Source organism: Streptomyces sp. WP-1 (assembly GCF_030450125.1).
Classification (GTDB): Bacteria; Actinomycetota; Actinomycetes; order Streptomycetales; family Streptomycetaceae; genus Streptomyces; species Streptomyces incarnatus.
This window is the reverse complement of the sequence record NZ_CP123923.1, coordinates 5531767-5549306: the sequence shown is the minus strand read 5'-3', so window position 1 is coordinate 5549306 and position 17540 is coordinate 5531767. Positions and strand designations below refer to the sequence as shown.

The 17540-nt window shown below is 74.1% G+C and carries 15 protein-coding genes; 9 read left to right on the top strand and 6 right to left on the bottom strand.

What is annotated here, in order from left to right:
* Positions 1-3: 3 nt before the first annotated feature.
* On the bottom strand, positions 4-1455 hold the full coding sequence (locus tag QHG49_RS24475; RefSeq protein WP_301491312.1) for an aldehyde dehydrogenase: 1452 nt from the start codon (positions 1453-1455) through the stop codon (positions 4-6).
* A gap of 120 nt (positions 1456-1575) precedes the next feature.
* Between QHG49_RS24475 and QHG49_RS24470 the strand changes: the two genes are divergently transcribed.
* Positions 1576-2607 carry an MBL fold metallo-hydrolase gene (locus QHG49_RS24470; protein ID WP_301491311.1) on the top strand — a complete coding sequence of 344 codons (1032 nt, stop codon included), beginning with the start codon at positions 1576-1578 and terminating at the stop codon, positions 2605-2607.
* Positions 2608-2656: 49 nt separating this feature from the next.
* Here the strand turns inward: QHG49_RS24470 and QHG49_RS24465 are convergent, their stop codons facing one another.
* The 4 genes from QHG49_RS24465 to QHG49_RS24450 all read right to left on the bottom strand — a co-directional run bounded on the left by QHG49_RS24465 (position 2657) and on the right by QHG49_RS24450 (position 7051).
* Complete coding sequence (locus QHG49_RS24465; protein WP_301491310.1) at positions 2657-4063, bottom strand: NAD(P)/FAD-dependent oxidoreductase; 1407 nt, start codon at positions 4061-4063, stop codon at positions 2657-2659.
* 111 nt (positions 4064-4174) lie between these two features.
* Positions 4175-5356: an MAB_1171c family putative transporter gene (locus QHG49_RS24460; RefSeq protein WP_301491308.1), complete on the bottom strand. Its 1182-nt coding sequence runs from the start codon at positions 5354-5356 to the stop codon at positions 4175-4177.
* A gap of 16 nt (positions 5357-5372) precedes the next feature.
* On the bottom strand, positions 5373-6509 hold the full coding sequence (locus QHG49_RS24455) for a DUF6545 domain-containing protein (protein WP_159700990.1): 1137 nt from the start codon (positions 6507-6509) through the stop codon (positions 5373-5375).
* Positions 6506-7051 (bottom strand): toxin, encoded by a 546-nt coding sequence (locus QHG49_RS24450; RefSeq protein ID WP_301492912.1) that lies wholly within the window; start codon positions 7049-7051, stop codon positions 6506-6508. Before QHG49_RS24450 ends, QHG49_RS24455 begins: the two co-directional genes overlap by 4 nt.
* 552 nt (positions 7052-7603) lie before the next feature.
* Between QHG49_RS24450 and QHG49_RS24445 the strand changes: the two genes are divergently transcribed.
* From QHG49_RS24445 to QHG49_RS24415, 7 genes are all read left to right on the top strand, one after another.
* A complete protein-coding gene (locus QHG49_RS24445) occupies positions 7604-8815 on the top strand; it encodes a prenyltransferase/squalene oxidase repeat-containing protein (protein ID WP_301491303.1) in 1212 nt (403 codons plus the stop codon).
* Positions 8812-9453: an SCO2322 family protein gene (locus QHG49_RS24440; protein ID WP_159700993.1), complete on the top strand. Its 642-nt coding sequence runs from the start codon at positions 8812-8814 to the stop codon at positions 9451-9453. Before QHG49_RS24445 ends, QHG49_RS24440 begins: the two co-directional genes overlap by 4 nt.
* Positions 9450-10664, top strand: a complete 1215-nt coding sequence (locus QHG49_RS34165) for an energy-coupling factor transporter transmembrane component T (RefSeq protein ID WP_159700996.1) — start codon at positions 9450-9452, stop codon at positions 10662-10664. Before QHG49_RS24440 ends, QHG49_RS34165 begins: the two co-directional genes overlap by 4 nt.
* Positions 10661-12430 (top strand): ABC transporter ATP-binding protein, encoded by a 1770-nt coding sequence (locus QHG49_RS24430; protein ID WP_301491301.1) that lies wholly within the window; start codon positions 10661-10663, stop codon positions 12428-12430. The genes QHG49_RS34165 and QHG49_RS24430 overlap by 4 nt, the downstream gene beginning before the upstream one ends.
* Positions 12427-13296 (top strand): ECF transporter S component, encoded by an 870-nt coding sequence (locus QHG49_RS24425; protein ID WP_301491299.1) that lies wholly within the window; start codon positions 12427-12429, stop codon positions 13294-13296. The genes QHG49_RS24430 and QHG49_RS24425 overlap by 4 nt, the downstream gene beginning before the upstream one ends.
* A 292-nt stretch (positions 13297-13588) precedes the next feature.
* Positions 13589-13999 carry a transglycosylase SLT domain-containing protein gene (locus QHG49_RS24420; RefSeq protein WP_301491298.1) on the top strand — a complete coding sequence of 137 codons (411 nt, stop codon included), beginning with the start codon at positions 13589-13591 and terminating at the stop codon, positions 13997-13999.
* 139 nt (positions 14000-14138) lie between these two features.
* A complete protein-coding gene (locus QHG49_RS24415; RefSeq protein ID WP_301491297.1) occupies positions 14139-14852 on the top strand; it encodes a YoaK family protein in 714 nt (237 codons plus the stop codon).
* A 28-nt stretch (positions 14853-14880) separates the two neighbouring features.
* Here QHG49_RS24415 and QHG49_RS24410 read toward each other — a convergent pair whose 3' ends face one another.
* Positions 14881-16116, bottom strand: coding sequence for a cytochrome P450 (locus tag QHG49_RS24410; RefSeq protein ID WP_301492911.1), 1236 nt, complete (start codon positions 16114-16116; stop codon positions 14881-14883).
* Positions 16117-16363: 247 nt separating this feature from the next.
* On the opposite strand from QHG49_RS24410, the gene QHG49_RS24405 reads away from it, so the two are divergent.
* Complete coding sequence (locus QHG49_RS24405; RefSeq protein ID WP_159701008.1) at positions 16364-17533, top strand: steroid 3-ketoacyl-CoA thiolase; 1170 nt, start codon at positions 16364-16366, stop codon at positions 17531-17533.
* Positions 17534-17540 lie beyond the last annotated feature (7 nt).

The window sequence follows — 17540 nt, the reverse complement described above, 5'->3', positions numbered from 1 at the left end:
GGCTCACGCCCCCGCCGGGAGGTGGATCATCTTGTGCTCCAGGTAGGCGCCGTACCCCTCGGGCCCGAACTCCCGCCCGATCCCGGAGTTCTTGTAGCCGCCGAAGGGGCCCAGCATGTCCAGGCTGAAGGTGTTGACGCTGTAGGTGCCGGTGCGCACCCGGCGGGCGACCTCGATGCCGCGCTCGACGTCGGAGGTCCATACGCTGCCGGAGAGGCCGTACTCGGAGTCGTCGGCGATCCGTACGGCCTCCCGCTCGTCGCCGTACGGCAGCAGGCAGACGATGGGGCCGAAGATCTCCTCGCGGGCGATCCGCATGGAGTTGTCGACGTCCCCGAAGAGGGTCGGCTCGATGTACCAGCCGCGCTCCAGGGCGGCCGGACGGCCGCCGCCGGCCAGGACTTTGGCGCCCTCCTCCTGGCCGAGACGGATGTATTCGAGGCTGCGCGCCCGCTGGCGGCGGGCGACCAGCGGGCCGACCTGGGTGGCGGGGTCCAGCGGGTCGCCGACCACGAGGGCGTCGGCCGCCCGGGCGAAGGCGTCGGCGAACTCGTCGTAGCGCTCGCGCGGCACCAGGACGCGGCTCTGGGCGACACACGCCTGCCCGTTGTTCATCCAGGCGGCCGGTACGATCCCCGCGACCGCCGCCCGGAGGTCCGCGTCCGGCAGTACGACCGCCGCCGACTTGCCGCCCAGCTCCAGGGTGACCCGGGTGAGATGACGGGCCGCGACCGCCATCACCCGCTTGCCGGCCGCGACCGACCCGGTAAAGGACACCTTGTCCAGGCCGGGATGCCCGACCAGGTACTCACTGACCTCCCGGTCGGCGGGCAGGATGGACAGAACCCCCTCGGGCAGCCCGGCCTCGCGGGCGATCTCGCCGAGCAGGTAGGCGTCCAGCGGGGATTCCGGGGAGGGTTTGAGTACGGCGGTGCAGCCGGTCAGCAGCGCGGGCGCGAGCTTGGCGGCGGCGACGAACTGGGGCACGTTCCACGGCACCACGGCCGCCACCACCCCGACCGGCTCCCGGCGCACCAGCAGCGGCCCGAGGGCGCCGTCGCGCCGCTCCTCGTACACATACTCCCGGGCGACGCGGATCGCCGAGTCCCACACCATCATCGCGCCGAGCGCCTGGGCGAGGACGCTCCAGGAGTACGGGGAGCCGTTCTCGGCGGAGATCACCCGGGCAATCTCCTCGTGCCGGGCGGCGATGCCGTCCTTGATCCGGGTGACGACGCCGATCCGCTCCTCGGGGGTCATGCGCGGCCAGGGCCCCTCGTCGAAGGCGCGGCGCGCGGCGGCCACGGCCCGGTCCACGTCCGCGCGCGAGGCGTGCGGCACCCGGCCGATGACCTCCTCGGTGTGCGGGGAGATCACCTCGATGACGTCCTCGCCCAGCGGCTCGGTCAACTCACCGCCGATGTACAGCTGTCCGTGTTCCACGAGCCCGGTCATGGCCGCCTCCCGCCGTGCCGCCTGCCGCACACTACTTTCTGACGCCGCATCAGAACTGATATCAGTTCCGGTGACAGTGGGCAATGGCCGGGTCGGAGACGGCGGGCGAAGGGGCGGACCATGGCGCGGACGTTCGATCACGGCGGGGGCGTGCGGTCGATCCGGGTGCCCATCCCGGACAACCCGCTCGGCTACACGCTGGTGTACGTGGTGGACACCGACCGGGGGCCGGTGCTCGTGGACACCGGCTGGGACGACCCGGACTCCTGGGACGTGCTGGTGGCGGGCCTGGACGCGTGCGGCACCGGGGTGGCGGAGGTGACCGGGGTGGTCGTCACCCACCACCACCCGGACCACCACGGGCTGTGCGGGCGGGTGCGCGAGGCGTCCGGGGCGTGGGTGGCGATGCACGCGGCGGACGCGGCGATCGTGCGCAGGACCCGGGCGGCGCGGCCCGAGCGGTGGTACGCGTACATGGCCGCCAAGCTGACGGCGGCGGGGGCACCGCGGGAGCAGGTGGCGCCGCTGCGGGCGGCCGCGGCGGGCGGCCGTGAGCTGCCCCGTCTCTCCCCCGCGCCGCCGGACCGGGAGATCGTCCCCGGTGAACTCCTCGACCTGCCGGGCCGCCGGCTGCGCGCGATCTGGACCCCGGGGCACACCCCCGGCCATGTCTGCCTGCACCTGGAGGAGGAGCACCCGGGCGAACTCCCGGGCCGGGGCCGCCTGTTCAGCGGCGACCACATGCTCCCCGGGATCACCCCGCACATCGGTCTGTACGAGGATCCCGGCGACGCGACCGTGACCGACCCGCTCGGCGACTACCTCGACTCCCTGGAGCGGGTGGGCCGTCTCGACCCCGCCGAGGTGCTGCCCGCGCACCGGCACGCCTTCACCGGCGCACCCGCCCGGGTACGGGAGTTGCTGGACCACCACGAGGAACGCCTGCGGGGCCTCCTCGCCCTGCTGGCCACCCCGCTCACCCCCTGGCAGCTGGCCGAGCGCATGCGCTGGAACCGCCCCTGGGCCGACATCCCGCCCTCCTCCCGCACCATCGCCGTCTCGGAGGCCGAGGCCCATCTGCGCCACCTGTTCAAGCGGGGCTTGGTGGAGCCGGTGCCGGGGAGCGATCCGGTGACGTACGCGGCGGTGTGAACTCCCTGCGCCCTCGGCTCCCGGGTGCGCCGGCCGTCCTTCGGTGGGGCTACGCCCAGGGTTCGAGGCCGGACAGGAAGTCACGTTCGGCGGCTGTCAGCGGGGGGCCGGACAAGGCGGGCAGCGGGGGGCCGGCGAGGGCGTGGAGGAGAGCGTCGGGGCGGAAGAGGCGGGTGGGTGGGGTGCGCAGGGTGGTGACGTCCCACAGGGCGGTGGCCGCGGCGTAGGAGCCGGTGGCCGCGTGGTTCAGGCGCCGGGAGTAGGCGGCGGCCAGCCGGTCGCCGAGCGTCGCGCGGGCGCCCTCCACCCCCGGGTAGAGGACATCGGTACTGACGGCCGCCGTCCACGCCCCCCGCGCCGCCCGGGCCACCGCCCGCTGCACCCGCCGCGCCAGCCCCGGCGCCTCGACGCCGTGCTCGCGCACCGCCCGCGCCAGCGCGCGGGCGCCGAGCGCGGCCGAGGACATGCCCTGCCCGTAGATCGGGTTGAAGGTGGCCGCCGCGTCCCCGATCGCCACCAGCCGCTCCGGCCACAGCCGCGCGTCCTCCAGGTACCGGCGGGAGTTGCTGGTGCTGCGGCTGACGTGCACCGGGCCGAGCGGCTCGGCGGCCTCGATCAGCCGCCCCACCAGGGGACTCGGCAGGTTCAGCGCGTAGGCGACGAAGGCGTCCGGGTCCTTCGGGGGCTCGCTGCCCCGCATCCCGCCGAGGCTGACCATCCACCTGCCGTCCTCGATCGGCACGATCATGCCGCTGCGGCCGGGCCGCCCGCTCCAGGGGTCGGACTGCACCAGGGTCATCGGCCAGTCCGGGGCGCCGGGCGGGGTGCGGTAGACGCGGGTGGCGTTGGCCAGGCCGCTGTCGACATGGCGCTCGCGGATGCCGTCCACACCGAGGGCGTCGAGCCAGGGCAGCAGCCGGGTGCCCCGGCCGCTTGCGTCCACCACCCAGTCGGCGTCCAGGTCCTCGGGCGCCGTGCCGTCGGCGCCGGCCAGCCGTACGCCGGTCACCCGGCGGGCGCTGCCGCACAGCCCGCTCACCCGGGCGCGGCGCACCGTGACATTGGGGTTCGTGTCCAGCACCGCCCGGCGCACGCCCCACTCCAGCAGCGGCCGGCTCGCGGTCATGGTGACGAAGGCGCGGTGCCGCCAGCGCCGGAACCAGCCCGTCGGGGAGAGCGCCAGCAGGTCCGAGCTGAGCGCCGTCTCCCTCGCCCCGGCCGCCACCAGCCGCCCCCGCAGGTCGGCCCCGGGAAGCAGTTCCTCCATCACCGTCATGCCGCCGGGCATCAGCAGATGGGCGTGCCGGGACTGGGGCACCCCCTTGCGGTGCTCGGGCGCCCCGGGCAGTTCGTCGTGGTCGAGTACGACGACCTCGGCCACGGCGGGCGCCAGCGCGGCGGCGGCGAGCAGACCGGCCGGTCCGGCCCCGATGACAACGGCTCTTCGTGCGTTCACGGTTCCCCGATTCTTCTGGTGAGACGTCCGGTGGGACGTCCGGTGACACGTGCGCATGGACATCGCTCCCGGCGCCCGCGCCGGGCGGCGGGCGCCCTGGTCCGGCCCCCTTCAGCCGCGGGCGGTACGTGCCGCGCCCTCCCGGGCCGCCCTGACGACCGGCGACCCGGCCAACGCCCTGGCCAGCCGCACCAGTTCACCCGTGTCGGAGAAGAGCGCGGTGTGCAGCCGGGAGCCGCCCTCCGGTTCGGGGCTCTCCGGGGGCCGCGGCCGGCCCGCCTGGTGCGCGGCGTGCACGACCATCGCGGCCGCCGCGATGAAGTGCGCCTCGCCCGGCGGGCTGCCCTGGCCGCGGGCCTGCCGGTACGCCGTCTCGCGCACCCGGCCGTCGCAGCGGGACTGGAGGGCGAGCAGCGCGTCGAGGATGCGCAGCTCGCGGTAGTACAGCCGGCCGCGCGGCAACTGCCAGCGCGGCGGGGCGGGTTTGGGCGCGGTCGGTACGTTCCGCAGCTCCGCCCACAGGGGGCCGAGCGCCCGGTAGTCCCAGATGCTGCGCCACTGGGCGAGGGTCGCGGGCAGCAGCCGGGGCAGCACGAAGCCCGCCGCGCACAGCAGGGCGCCCAGCGCGGCGGCGCGCGGGGCCAGCCCGGTGGACAGCCGGTCCAGGTCGTACCCCGCCCAACGGGCCGCGACCGCCGTCGACTTGGCGCACTCGAAGCCGAGCACGTCCACGGCCAGGCCCGCCATGATGAGCCGCAGCCCGGTCCGCAGGATCCCGGTCACCTCCCGGGACCAGCGCAGGCACACATAGATGGTGATCACCGCGCAGGCGCCGTGCCCGAGGAGGTACAGCACGATCATCTCGCGCATGTACGGCGTGTTCGCGTAGTAGGTGTCGAGGTCCCGCAGCCGTTCCACGGGGGCGTGGGCGAGCGCGAACAGCGCGATGACGGCGATGATCATCAGGCTGTACACGGTGGCGACCCGCACCACCTGGCTCCGCACCCGCTCGGCGGGCCCCCCGCGCCAGTTGATCAGCAGGATCAGCAGGGAGGCGCTGTAGGCGGAGATGACGCTGTAGGTCATCGGGGCGCCGAAGTTGGGGACATGGGTGAGGTCGTTGACCGCGCCCAGGGTGACGGGGGCCGAGCAGAAGAAGCAGAGCCCGCCGAGGAAGATCGACACACAGGTGGAGGCGGTCAGCGGGTCCCGCAGGGCGAGGCGCGGCCGGCGGAAGATCAGCAGGGCGGTCACGGTGAACAGGCTCGCCACCGTGTACACGATCAGGCTCATGGTGCGGCGGGCCCCCTCAGCACACGGCCAGGGCGCGGTCGCCGGTGCCGTCGGCGAGGGCGTCGGAGATGCGCAGCAGCACCGGGAGGTCGGGCCGGCCGGCGAGCGGCACGACCGCGTCCGCCCGTTCCTCGTGCGGCGCCCGGACGGCGGCGGCGATGACGGCGGCCCACGCGGCGGCCTCCGCCCGCTGCGGATCGGCGCCCGCCCGCGCCCGGTCGGCGTACGTCTGCCGGAACAGCCCCTCGTCCAAGTGGCGCCCCAGGTAGTGCAGTCCGTTGTAGATGGAGCTCTGCCGCCAGGTCAGCCAGCGGGTGGCGGAGGGCCACAGCGGGCGCGGCGCGCGCAGGCCCTCCCGGGTGAGCAGCCCGGTCAGCGTCCGCTCCAGCGGGCCGAGCCGCGCGTACGCCCGCCAGCAGCGGGCCCGCACGGCCACGAAGGGGGCGAACAGCGGGATCACGATGCCGACGACGGTGATCGCGGCCCCGAGTCCGGCGCAGGCCGCCGGGAACGTCGTACCGAGCACGGTCCAGTCGCGGCCGGACCAGCGGGCGCCCACGGCGAGGAGTTTGGCGACGCTGTAGCCGCAGCCGACGAGATTGCCGGCGCCCATCGTCACCAGGCCCGCGCGCAGCGGGCCGCGCAACTGCCGGGCCCAGGACAGGGACCGGCACGCGGTGACGACGACGGCGGTCAGATGCGCGCCCAGGTAGAGGACGATCATCTCGGCGATGTACGGCGTGGTGGCGTAGTACGTGTCGAAGTCCGTACGGCGCTCCACGGCGGCGTCGCCGAGCAGGAACAGGGCGGCGATGCCCGCGAGTACGGCGGTGTAGCCGAGGGTCCAGCGGCGGATCGCGCGGCCGGTGCCGGGGCCGCCGCGCCAGCGCATGACGAGGGCGAGGGAGGCGGCGCCGTACGCGGTGACGGTCCCGTACGTCAGCGGGGCGGCGAGGTTGGGTATGCCGCTGGTGTCGTTGACGAAGCCGACCGTGCCGGGGGCGCCGATCAGGAAGCACAGCGAGGAGAGGGCGAGCACGGCGCTGAGGGTGAGCAGGAAGGGGTCCCGCCAGCGGCGCGCCAGATCGGGCGCCTTGGTCAGCAGGCCGAGCCAGAGCAGCCCGCAGCTGGCGTAGTTGATCAGGTCGCTCATCTGGCCCCGCGGTAGTTGAGGGCCGCGCCGATGCGCCCGGCGAGGTCGTCGTGGCCGGAGGTGTGCGCCGCGTACACGGAGTCGGGGGACGCTTTCAGCCAGGGCCGCAGCCGGTCGCCGATCAGCATGCCGAACAGGTCGGCGCGCTGCTCGGCGGCCTCCAGGAAGCGGGTGCGGGCGGCGGTCGCCACGGTGTCGTCGGCGCCGTCGGGCGCGAGGGCGGCGTCGGTGTGCGCGGCGCGGTGGACGGGGTCGTCGTCGGCCATGTGCCACAGCTCGTGGCCCAGGATCACGAGCTTCATCCAGGGCGGGGCGTCCGCCTCGATGACGATGTCGTCGCGGCCGACGCGCTCGATCCACAGTCCGGTCGCGGAGGTCCCCGGCGGAAAGTTCGCCTGGTGGACGACGATGGGGCGACCGCGCCAGCGGGTCGCGGACTCGACCAGGGCGTCCAGCAGATCGCCGGGGTCGGCGGGGATCGACACGCGCAGGGGGTCGATCAGCTCGTTGGCGAACCGGCGCATCTTCCTGGTTGTACGCACCATTCCCCCGGAGGCTGCGAGCGGTCACGTCTGACCGCAATATGCCAACTCCGCGCCGCTCGGGCCACCTTCACCCGCGGGGCCCGGTCGGCACAAATGCGATGTACCTCACCAAGGGGACACCGCCCGCCCCGCCCCCTGGCCGAAACGACCACTCCGCACCCCGCCGGGGCACCCTCACTTTCAGCCAACACGAAAGCCCGCGCCGGCCGTGACCCTCGTCACCGTCACGGTGTGCTCACGGGCACGCGCGGGGCCCCGTGGGGCTGCCGGTAAAGTGGCGGGGTCGTCATCACACCCGTACGGGGGGAAGCCGGTGCAATTCCGGCGCTGCCCCCTCCCCGCTTCTCGGCTTCGCTCGAAGCGGGGAGGCCCCGATCCGTGAGCCACTCCCACAGGAAGCGGCGAGCCGGAACGCCCCGGCGCGGACGTGACCGGCTCGCGTGTGTCGGCCCTCGCCGCGCACGGCACCGTCGAGGTATACGGAGTCGAGCCGCCCGGGTCCTTCCCGTGCGCTGCCCGGCTCCCCGCAGGGAGAGGCAGTCGCCGACCATGAACGTCCGCCGCAACGCCGCGGCTCTCGCCGCCATAGGCGTGCTGGCAGCCGCCGCACCCGCCGTGGCCGCCGGCCCGTCCCCTTCCCCCAAGGCATCGGTCCCGGCCGGTCTCTACGGCAAGTCGGACCCCACGTACGACGGTGTGTGGCGCCAGTCGCTCACCCTCGTCGCCCAGCACACCCTCGGCTACCGCCCGGCCACCGCCGCCGTCGACTGGCTCACCGGCCAGCAGTGCGCGAACGGCTCCTTCGCCGCGTTCCGCGCCACCCCCGCCAAGGCCTGCGACGCCAAGACCATGGTGGACACCAACAGCACGGCCGCCGCGATCCAGGCCCTGCACGCGACCGGCGGCCACGACGCCGCCGTCACCAAGGCCGTGGACTGGCTGAAGTCCGTGCAGAACAAGGACGGCGGCTGGGGCTACAACCCGGGCAGCCCCAGCGACACCAACTCCACCTCCGTCGTCGTCGGCGCGCTCGCCGCGACCGGCGCCGACCCGGCGGGCGTCGAGAAGGACGGCAGGTCCCCGTACGACGCGCTGGCCACCTGGTCCATCCCCTGCGACCAGGACGGCGGTGGCGCGCTCGCCTACCAGCCGGACAAGAAGGGCAAGCTGGCCGCCAACGCCGACGCCACCGCGGCCGGGGTGACCGCCGCGCTCGGCAAGGGCTTCGTGGCACGGACCGGCAAGGCCCCCGCCTCGGACACCTGCGCGAAGGCGGACCGGCCCACCCCGGCGCGGATCGCCGACAACGGCGGCGCGTACCTGGCGGCCGCGGTCGCCAGGACCGGCCACCTCATGTCCGTGCTGCCCGGCGCCACGGACCAGCCCGACTACGGCAACACCGCCGACACCGTCGTCGCCCTCGCCGCCGACGGGCGCACCGCGGCGGCGAAGAAGGCGTACGCCTTCCTGGAGAAGCACGCCGGACCCTGGGCCGCCCGGACCGGCCCGGCGGCGTACGCGCAGCTGATCCTCGCCGCGCACTCCGTCGGCGCCCAGCCCGGCGACTTCGGCGGCACCAGCCTTGTGACCTCCCTCAACGCCCTCGGCCCCGAGCCGCACATGGGGGCCGCCGCCGAGAAGCAGGCCAAGGCGTCCGACGGCGGCTCACACGCCGGGGTCTGGTGGAGCGTCGGCATCTGCCTCGTCGCGGGCATCGGCATCGGCTTCCTGCTCAGCACCCGCAAGAAGCGGCAGCCGTGACCGCCGTCCGCCGTGCCGTGCCGGTGCTGCTGGCCGCGCTCGCCCTGCTGCTCGCCGCGGCGGCGGGGCAGGCGGCGGCCACGGGGTACCGCTACTGGTCGTTCTGGGAGCGCTCCGGCGACCACTGGACGTACGCGACCCAGGGGCCCTCGCTCGCCCGCCCCGAGGACGGCGCCGTGGAGGGCTTCCGCTTCTCCGTGAGCGCGGACTCGGGGGACGCGAGCAAACCGCGCGGTACGGCGGACTTCGCCACGATCTGTTCGGGGACGGCCGCGAAGCCGGGCACGAAGCGGGTGGCGCTGGTCGTCGACTTCGGCGTCCCGGCGGACGCGCCTTCCGGCGAGACCCCGCCGGGGCGCCGCACGGCGTGCGCGCGGGTGACGCCGTCGGCCTCCGCGGCGGAGGCGCTGGCCGCGGTGGCGAAGCCGCTGCGGTACGACACGAACGCGCTGCTGTGCGCGATCTCCGGGTATCCGCGCCAGGGGTGCGGGGAGCAGGTCGGCGCCACCGGTTCGACCGCTCCTGAGAAGCCCGCCTCCTCGTCCGGTGGCCCGTCCCTGGGGTTGCCGATCGGCGCCGGTGTCGTCGTCGTCCTGGCGGGCGCGGCGGTGTGGCAGTTCCGCCGGCGACGCGGATGACCCCGTCGGATCGGCCGGCGGGGCGTGCGGTTCCTCGTGGGCGGGCGGGCGTCGGGGGCGGCGACCGTCCTGCCCCGGCCGCCGTATCCGGCCGCGAGCCGTCCGTGGCCGATCGCGCGGTTCCCCGCGCCCTTCCGGGGCGCGAGCGGCACCGGAGCAGCGTGCACCCCGGAGCCTGGTGGATCTGGGCGATATCCCTCGGCACGGCGGCGACCCGCACCACCGATCCGCTGCTCCTCGGCCTGCTCATCGCCGTGTCGGCGTACGTCGTGGCGACGCACCGCTCCCCCGCCCCCTGGGCCCGTTCCTACTCCGCGTTCGCCAAGCTCGCGTTCGCCGTGCTGCTCATCCGCCTGGTGTTCGCGGTGGCCCTCGGCTCCCCCATCCCCGGCACCCATGTCCTGCTCACCCTCCCGGAGATCCCGCTGCCGCACTGGGCGCAGGGCATCCGGCTCGGCGGCGAGGTCACCGCGGAGGCGCTGGTCTTCGCGGCGTACGACGGGCTGAAGCTGGCCACCCTGCTGATCTGCGTCGGCGCCGCGAACGCCCTCGCCAGCCCCTCCCGGCTGCTGAAGTCCCTGCCCGGCGCCCTGTACGAGACCGGGGTGGCCGTCGTCGTCGCCCTCACCTTCGCGCCGCATCTCATCGCCGACGTCCAGCGGTTGCGCGCCGCCCGCCGGCTGCGCGGCCGCCCGGACCGGGGCGTCCGGGGGCTGCTCCAGGTCGGACTCCCGGTCCTGGAGGGCGCGCTGGAACGCTCCGTCGCCCTCGCCGCCGCCATGGAGGCCCGCGGCTACGGCCGCACCGCCGACGTCCCCGCCCGGATCCGCCGTACGACCGCCGCGCTCACCCTCGGCGGTCTGCTCGGCGTCTGCGCGGGCACGTACGGGCTGCTCACCGCCGAGGGCGGCGGCTACGGCGTCCCGCTGCTGCTCGCCGGGGTGGTCGCCGCCCTCGCCGGGCTGCGGCTCGGCGGGCGCCGCTCGCTGCGTACCCGGTACCGGCCCGACCCCTGGGGCCCCCGCGCCTGGCTGGTCACCGGCTCCGGCGTCGCCGTGGCCGCGCTGCTGACGCTCGCCGCGTCCCGCGACCCCGAGGCCCTGCATCCCGGCGTGGTCCCGCTGACCGCCCCCACCCTCCCCCTCTGGCCCGCCGCGTCGGTCCTCCTCGCCCTGCTGCCCGCCTTCGTCGTCCCGAGGGAGCACCCGTGATCCGCTTCGAGAAGGTCAGCGTCACGTACGACGGTGCCCCCGAACCCACCGTCCGCGACGTCGACTTCGAGGTGCCGGAGGGCGAACTGGTGCTGCTCGTCGGCCCGTCCGGGGTCGGCAAGTCCACCGTGCTCGGCGCGGTCAGCGGGCTCGTCCCGCACTTCACCGGCGGCACCCTGGGCGGCCGGGTGACCGTGGCCGGCCGCGACACCCGCACCCACAAGCCCCGTGAACTCGCCGATGTCGTCGGCACGGTGGGCCAGGATCCGCTGGCCCATTTCGTCACCGACACCGTCGAGGACGAACTCGCCTACGGCATGGAGTCGTTGGGCCTGGCGCCCGAGGTGATGCGCCGCCGGGTCGAGGAGACCCTCGATCTGCTGGGCCTCGCGGGGCTGCGCGACCGTCCCATCGCCACCCTCTCCGGCGGCCAGCGCCAGCGCGTCGCGATCGGCTCCGTGCTCACCCCGCACCCCCGGGTCCTCGTCCTCGACGAGCCGACCTCCGCGCTGGACCCCGCCGCGGCGGAGGAGGTCCTCGCGGTGCTCCAGCGCCTCGTGCACGACCTCGGTACGACCGTCCTCCTGGCCGAGCACCGCCTCGAACGCGTCATCCACTACGCCGACCGCGTCGTCCTGCTCCCCACCCCCGGCGCACCCCCCGTCACCGGCACCCCGTCCGACATCATGTCCATCTCCCCGGTCCACCCCCCGGTGGTGGCCCTGGGCCGCCTGGCCAACTGGTCCCCCTTGCCCTTGACCGTCCGCGACGCCCGCCGCAAAGCCGGTGACCTGCGGGACCGCCTCGCCGCCACCACGGGCATGCCTGCCGCCGTAGCTGCGGGCAGTCGTGCCGCTGGGGCGATGGGGGTCCCCCCGCCCGAGCGGAGCCGAGAGCGGGGGAGGGCGGGCGCAGCGGCACCCGGCCAGCGCCGGCAAGCGACCCAACCCCCGGCCGGCAGCAACACCGGGCGCCTGTTCAAACGCCGCGCCAAGACCGCTCCCGAACCCCAGCCCCACCCCGCCGACGCCCACCACCTCACCGTCCGCCGCGACCACCTCACCGCCCTCCACCACATCGACCTCACCGTCACTCCCGGCGAGACCATCGCCCTCATGGGCCGCAACGGCGCCGGCAAATCCACCCTCCTCAACACCTTCGTCGGCCTCCTCGAACCCACCACCGGCACGGTGACCGTCGGCGGCCGCGTCCCCCACCGCACCCCGCCCCGCGACCTGATCCGCCACGTCGGCCTGGTCCCCCAGGAACCCCGGGACCTCCTCTACGCCGACACCGTGGCAACGGAGTGCGCCGCCGCCGACCAGGACGCCGACGCACCCCCCGGCACCTGCCGCACCCTCCTGGACCGGCTCCTCCCCGGCATCGCCGACGGCACCCACCCCCGCGACCTCTCCGAGGGCCAGTGCCTCGCCCTCGCGCTGGCCGTCGTACTGACCGCCCGCCCGCCCCTGCTCCTCCTGGACGAGCCGACCCGCGGCCTGGACTACGCCGCGAAGGCCCGCCTGGTCACCGCGCTGCGCGAACTCGCCGCCGCGGGGCACGCGATCGTCCTGGCCACGCACGACGTGGAGCTGGCGGCCGAGATCGCCCACCGGGTGGTGCTGCTGGCCGAGGGCGAGGTGATCGCGGACGGCCCGACGGCGGAGATCGTGGTGTCGTCCCCCTCCTTCGCCCCGCAGGTGACCAAGATCCTCGCCCCCCAGCAGTGGCTGACCGTCTCCCAGGTCCAGGAGGCCCTGGGATGACCCCGCCCGCGCCCGCCCCTTCCACCGCGCCCGCCACCCTCACCGCCGCGCCCCGGCGCATCCGCGCCGTCCGCCTCGGCCCCCGTTCCGTCGCCGCCCTCGCCCTCGTCACCGCCGTCGGCGTGATCGCCTTCGGCTGGCCCTTCCTCGCCCCGCCCGCCTCCCAGCTCAGCGCGCACGCCCAGGACGCCCCCTGGCTCTTCGCCGGTCTGCTGATCCTGCTGGTCGCGGTGGTCGCGGCGACGATCTCGGAGTCGGACCTCGGCCCGAAGGCGGTCGCGATGCTGGGCGTGCTCGCCGCCACCGGCGCCGCGCTGCGCCCGATCGGCGCGGGCACCGCCGGGATCGAGCCGATGTTCTTCCTGCTGGTGCTCAGCGGCCGCGTCCTGGGCCCCGGCTTCGGCTTCGCGCTGGGCTCGGTGACGATGTTCGCGTCCGCGCTGCTGACCGGCGGCGTCGGCCCCTGGCTGCCGTTCCAGATGCTGTCGATGGGCTGGTTCGCGATGGGCGCGGGCCTGCTGCCGGGTCCGGTGCGGCTGCGCGGCCGGGCCGAGCTGCTGCTCCTGGCGGGGTACGGCTTCCTCGCCTCGCTCGCCTACGGCACGGTCATGAACCTGGCCGGCTGGCCCTTCATGGGCGCCACCGCCTCGGGCATCTCCTTCCACCCGGGCGCCTCGGTCGCCGCCAATCTGGCCCGCTTCGCCGCCTACTGCCTGGCCACCTCCCTCGGCTGGGACCTGGGCCGGGCCCTGTGCACGGTGGTGCTGACCTTCGCGCTCGGCCCGGCCGTGCTGCGCGCGCTGCGCCGGGCCACCCGGCGGGCCGCGTTCGAGACGCCGGTCACCTTCGACGGCCCCGGGGCGTGAGCGGTCGTACCCACGCGGTGAGCGGGCCGGTGAGGCACCCCACATGACGCAGCTCACCTACGAAGCGCGGTCGTAGCGCGGTATGTCCGATACATCCCGCGCCGCACCCCCGCCGACCTGCGGTTTGAGAGCTGCGCCACAGAACGCCCATTACCGCTCCATCCGGCCACAACTAGTAAAAGGGGTGATTGCGGACGGATTTCCGGGCTGCTTATCTGGTCGGCGTCGCCAGGCACCACGAGCCCCCAGGGTTCACGCCGGCCGCTCCCGTCCCCGACGCAAGAGGTGCTCCGTGTCCGTCATCCGCCGCATCGCCTCCCCGAAGAAGGCCCTCACCGTCGCCGCCGTGGCCGCCGCCACCGCCGGCATGGCGCTGTCCGCCGCCCCCGCCCAGGCCGCCGCCCCGGCCTCGGCCTCCTCGGCGCAGACGATTGCGCACAAGATGATCCCGGACGCCGCGCAGTTCAACGCGTTCAGCCAGATCGTCCAGCGCGAGAGCGGCTGGAACCCGAGCGCCACCAACGCCTCCTCCGGCGCCTACGGCCTGGTCCAGGCGCTGCCGGGTTCGAAGATGGCGTCCGCCGGCGCCGACTGGAAGACCAACCCGGCCACCCAGATCAAGTGGGGCCTGGACTACATGAACTCCCGCTACGGCAGCCCCGCCAAGGCCTGGGCCTTCTGGCAGGCCAACCACTGGTACTAAGCCGTCCCCTCGGCAGCCAGAACTTCGGAAAGCACCCTCGCCCCGCTCGGCGAGGGTGCTTTCCGCATGTCCGGGCATTGCCGGGCGGCGCGTGGTGAAGTGGTCCCCGCCCCTGTCCGTCCGGCGCACCGGAGGAACCGTGACGACACCGCCGACACCGCCGACACCCCCGACCACGCCGCCCGCGCCGGACCCGGAGGCGCGCGGGCTGCGGCTGGTGCTCGTACTGATCACGCTGACCGTGGTGAGCGGTCTGATCGACGCCGTCAGCTATCTGGGCCTGGGCCGGGTCTTCACCGCGAACATGACCGGCAATGTGGTGGTGCTGGGCTTCGCTGCGGCCGGGGCGCCCGGGTTCTCGGTGCCGCGCACCGCGACCTCGCTGTGCTGCTTCCTCGTCGGCGCGGTGGCGGGCGGCCGGGTGGCCACCCGGTTCGGGAACGGCGGGTCCCGGCGCCGCTGGGCGCGGCTGACGCTGGCGGCGGAGGCGGTGCTGGTGGGGCTGTCGGCGGCGGCGGCCTTCGCCTGGCCGGGCCGCACCGGCACGGTCTACGCCCTCATCGCCCTCACGGCCTTCGCGATGGGCGTGCGCAACGCGACGGTCCGCAAGCTCGGGGTCCCCGATCTGACGACCACGGTGCTGACCATGACCCTGACCGGCCTGGCCGCCGACTCCCGCCTCGGCAACGGCACGGGGCACCGCTCCCCGCGCCGTACCGCCTCCGTGATCGCCATGCTCGGCGGCGCCTTCGCCGGGGCGTGGCTGGTGCTGCACCACGGCCTGGGCATCCCGCTGCTGATCGCGGCCGTCGCCTCGGCGGTGCTCGCGGTGTCCGCCTCCGGCAAGGAGTGAGGACCGGCCGAGGGGACGGGCGACGGTCTCAGCCGGTGGTCACCTGGAGCTGTTTGACGCCGTTGATCCAGGCCGAGCGCAGCCGGCGCGGGGCGTCGGCCAGCCTGAGGTCCGGCATGGCGTCGGCGATGGCGTGGAAGATCAGGTCGATCTCCAGCACGGCGAGGGACTTGCCCAGGCAGTAGTGGGGTCCGCCGCCGCCGAAGCCGAGGTGGGGGTTGGGGTCCCGGGTGATGTCGAAGGAGCCGGGGTCGGTGAAGACGGCCGGGTCGTGGTTGGCGGAGGCGTAGAAGAGGCCCACCCGGTCGCCCTTCCTGACGGGTGTCCCGCCCAGTTCGGTGTCCTGGGTGGCCGTGCGCTGGAAGGCGTTGACCGGGGTCGCCCAGCGCACGATCTCCTCGGCCGCGGTCGCCGGGCGCTCCCGTTTGAAGAGGTCCCACTGCCCGGGGTGGGTGAGGAAGGCGTGCATGCCGTGGGTGATGGCGTTGCGCGTCGTCTCGTTCCCGGCGACCGCCAGCATCAGCACGAAGAAGCCGAACTCGTCGGAGCTCAGGTTGCCCTCGTCCTCCGCCGCGACCAGCGTGCTGACGATGTCCCGGGCCGGGCAGCGCTTGCGTTCGGCGGCCATGTTCATCGCGTAGGAGATGATCTCGGCCGCGGACCGGGCACCGATCTCCTCGGTGATGGCGTACTCGGGGTCGTCGTAGGCGATCATCTTGTTCGACCAGTCGAAGATCTTCACGCGGTCCTCCTGGGGGACCCCGATCAGCTCGGCGATGGCCTGGAGCGGCAGTTCGCAGGCGACCTCGGTGACGAAGTCGAAGGGCCCCGTACGGGTGCGGGCGGCGCCGACGATCGCCTCGGCGCGGGCGCGCAGCCGGTCCTCCAGGGCGCGGATCGAGCGTGGCGTGAAGCCGCGCTGCACGATCTGCCGCACCCGCGTATGTTCCGGGGGATCCATGTTGAGCAGGATCAGCCGCTGTACGTCGATGGCGTCGCGCGAGATGTGCTCGTTGAAGCGGATGACGGCGGTGTTGAGGAAGGAGGAGAACAGCTCCGGGTGCGTGGAGACGTACTTGACGTCCGCGTGCCGGGTCACGGCCCAGTAGCCGGTGTCGGCGAATCCGGCGATGCCGTGCGGTTGCGGTACCCAGCGGACCGGCTCGGTGCGGCGCAGTTCGGCGAACTCCGGCAGGGGCACTCGATGGTGCAGCAGGTCGGGGTCGGTGAAGTCGAACCCGTCGGGCAGCGCGGGGCAGTGCATCGGCGGCTCCAGCCATCCGTCTACAGGCATCTGACGATCCATCAGCTGATGTCCCCCGAACGTAATAACGGGTTCCAGAAGTGGCAAGGGGCGACGTCCGGCCAATCCGTGCGGAATTCGTGCAGATTACGACTTCGGCGGTTGCACGCCCCTTGCGGTGACGGACGGCACGTCCCCAGACTGCACCACAGAACTAGTACGCGTTCTAGTTCTGGAGGAGCGCCCCTCTCGGAGAGGACCCGCACGCATGGCCGCGGAACCCGTGATCGTCGAAGCCGTCCGGACCCCGATCGGCAAGCGCGGCGGCGCGCTCGCCAATCTGCACCCCGCCTATCTGCTGGGCGAGACCTACCGTGAACTCCTCGGCCGTACCGGCATTCCCGCCGACGCGGTCGAGCAGATCGTCGGCGGCACCGTGACCCATGCCGGCGAGCAGTCCATGAACCCCGCGCGCACCGCCTGGCTGACCGTGGGGCTGCCGTACGAGACCGCCGCGACGACCGTGGACTGCCAGTGCGGGTCCTCGCAGCAGGCGTCGCACATGGTGGCCAACATGGTGGCGGCGGGCGTCATCGACATCGGCATCAGCTGCGGTGTCGAGGCGATGTCCCGGGTGCCGCTGGGCTCCGGCTCCAAGCACGGGCCGGGCAAGCCCTTCCCCGACGAGTGGAACGTCGATCTGCCCAACCAGTTCGAGGCGGCGGAGCGGATCGCGCGTCATCGGGGGCTGACGCGCGCGGACGTGGACGCGTTCGGACTGCGGTCCCAGGAGCGGGCGGCGCTCGCCTGGGCGGAGGAACGGTTCAAGCGGGAGACGTTCGCGGTGCAGGTGCCCACCACGGAGGAGGAGCAGTACGCCGGTCAGGGCATGTGGCGTCTGGTCGACCGGGACGAGGGGCTGCGGGACACCTCCCTGGAGGCGCTGGCCCGGCTCAAGCCGGTGATGCCGACGGCGGTGCACACGGCGGGCAACTCCTCGCAGATCTCGGACGGTTCGGCCGCGATCCTGTGGGCGTCCAAGCGGATGGCCCGCGCGCTGAAGCTGCGGCCCCGGGCGCGGATCGTGGCGCAGGCGCTGGTGGGCGCCGATCCGCACTTCCATCTCGACGGGCCGATCGACGCGACCCGGGCGGTGCTGGGCAAGGCGGGGATGTCGCTGAAGGACATCGACCTGGTGGAGATCAACGAGGCGTTCGCCTCGGTGGTGTTGAGCTGGGCGCGGGTCTTCGGGCAGGACCTGTCGAAGGTCAACGTCAACGGCGGCGCGATCGCGCTCGGCCACCCGGTCGGTTCGACGGGCGCCCGCCTGATCACCACGGCCCTGCACGAACTGGAGCGCACCGACAAGGAGTTCGCGCTGATCACGATGTGCGCGGGGGGCGGCCTGGCGACCGGCACGATCATCCAGCGCCTGTAGCGAACGC

What these genes read in the sequence shown, in the direction of transcription:
- QHG49_RS24475 (WP_301491312.1), bottom strand. Translation starts at nt 1,455, where the DNA reads ATGACCGGGCTCGTGGAACACGGACAGCTGTACATCGGCGGTGAGTTG.
- QHG49_RS24470 (WP_301491311.1), top strand. Translation starts at nt 1,576, where the DNA reads ATGGCGCGGACGTTCGATCACGGCGGGGGCGTGCGGTCGATCCGGGTG.
- QHG49_RS24460 (WP_301491308.1), bottom strand. Translation starts at nt 5,356, where the DNA reads ATGAGCCTGATCGTGTACACGGTGGCGAGCCTGTTCACCGTGACCGCC.
- QHG49_RS24455 (WP_159700990.1), bottom strand. Translation starts at nt 6,509, where the DNA reads ATGAGCGACCTGATCAACTACGCCAGCTGCGGGCTGCTCTGGCTCGGC.
- QHG49_RS24445 (WP_301491303.1), top strand. Translation starts at nt 7,604, where the DNA reads ATGAACGTCCGCCGCAACGCCGCGGCTCTCGCCGCCATAGGCGTGCTG.
- QHG49_RS34165 (WP_159700996.1), top strand. Translation starts at nt 9,450, where the DNA reads ATGACCCCGTCGGATCGGCCGGCGGGGCGTGCGGTTCCTCGTGGGCGG.
- QHG49_RS24425 (WP_301491299.1), top strand. Translation starts at nt 12,427, where the DNA reads ATGACCCCGCCCGCGCCCGCCCCTTCCACCGCGCCCGCCACCCTCACC.
- QHG49_RS24410 (WP_301492911.1), bottom strand. Translation starts at nt 16,116, where the DNA reads ATGCACTGCCCCGCGCTGCCCGACGGGTTCGACTTCACCGACCCCGAC.
- QHG49_RS24405 (WP_159701008.1), top strand. Translation starts at nt 16,364, where the DNA reads ATGGCCGCGGAACCCGTGATCGTCGAAGCCGTCCGGACCCCGATCGGC.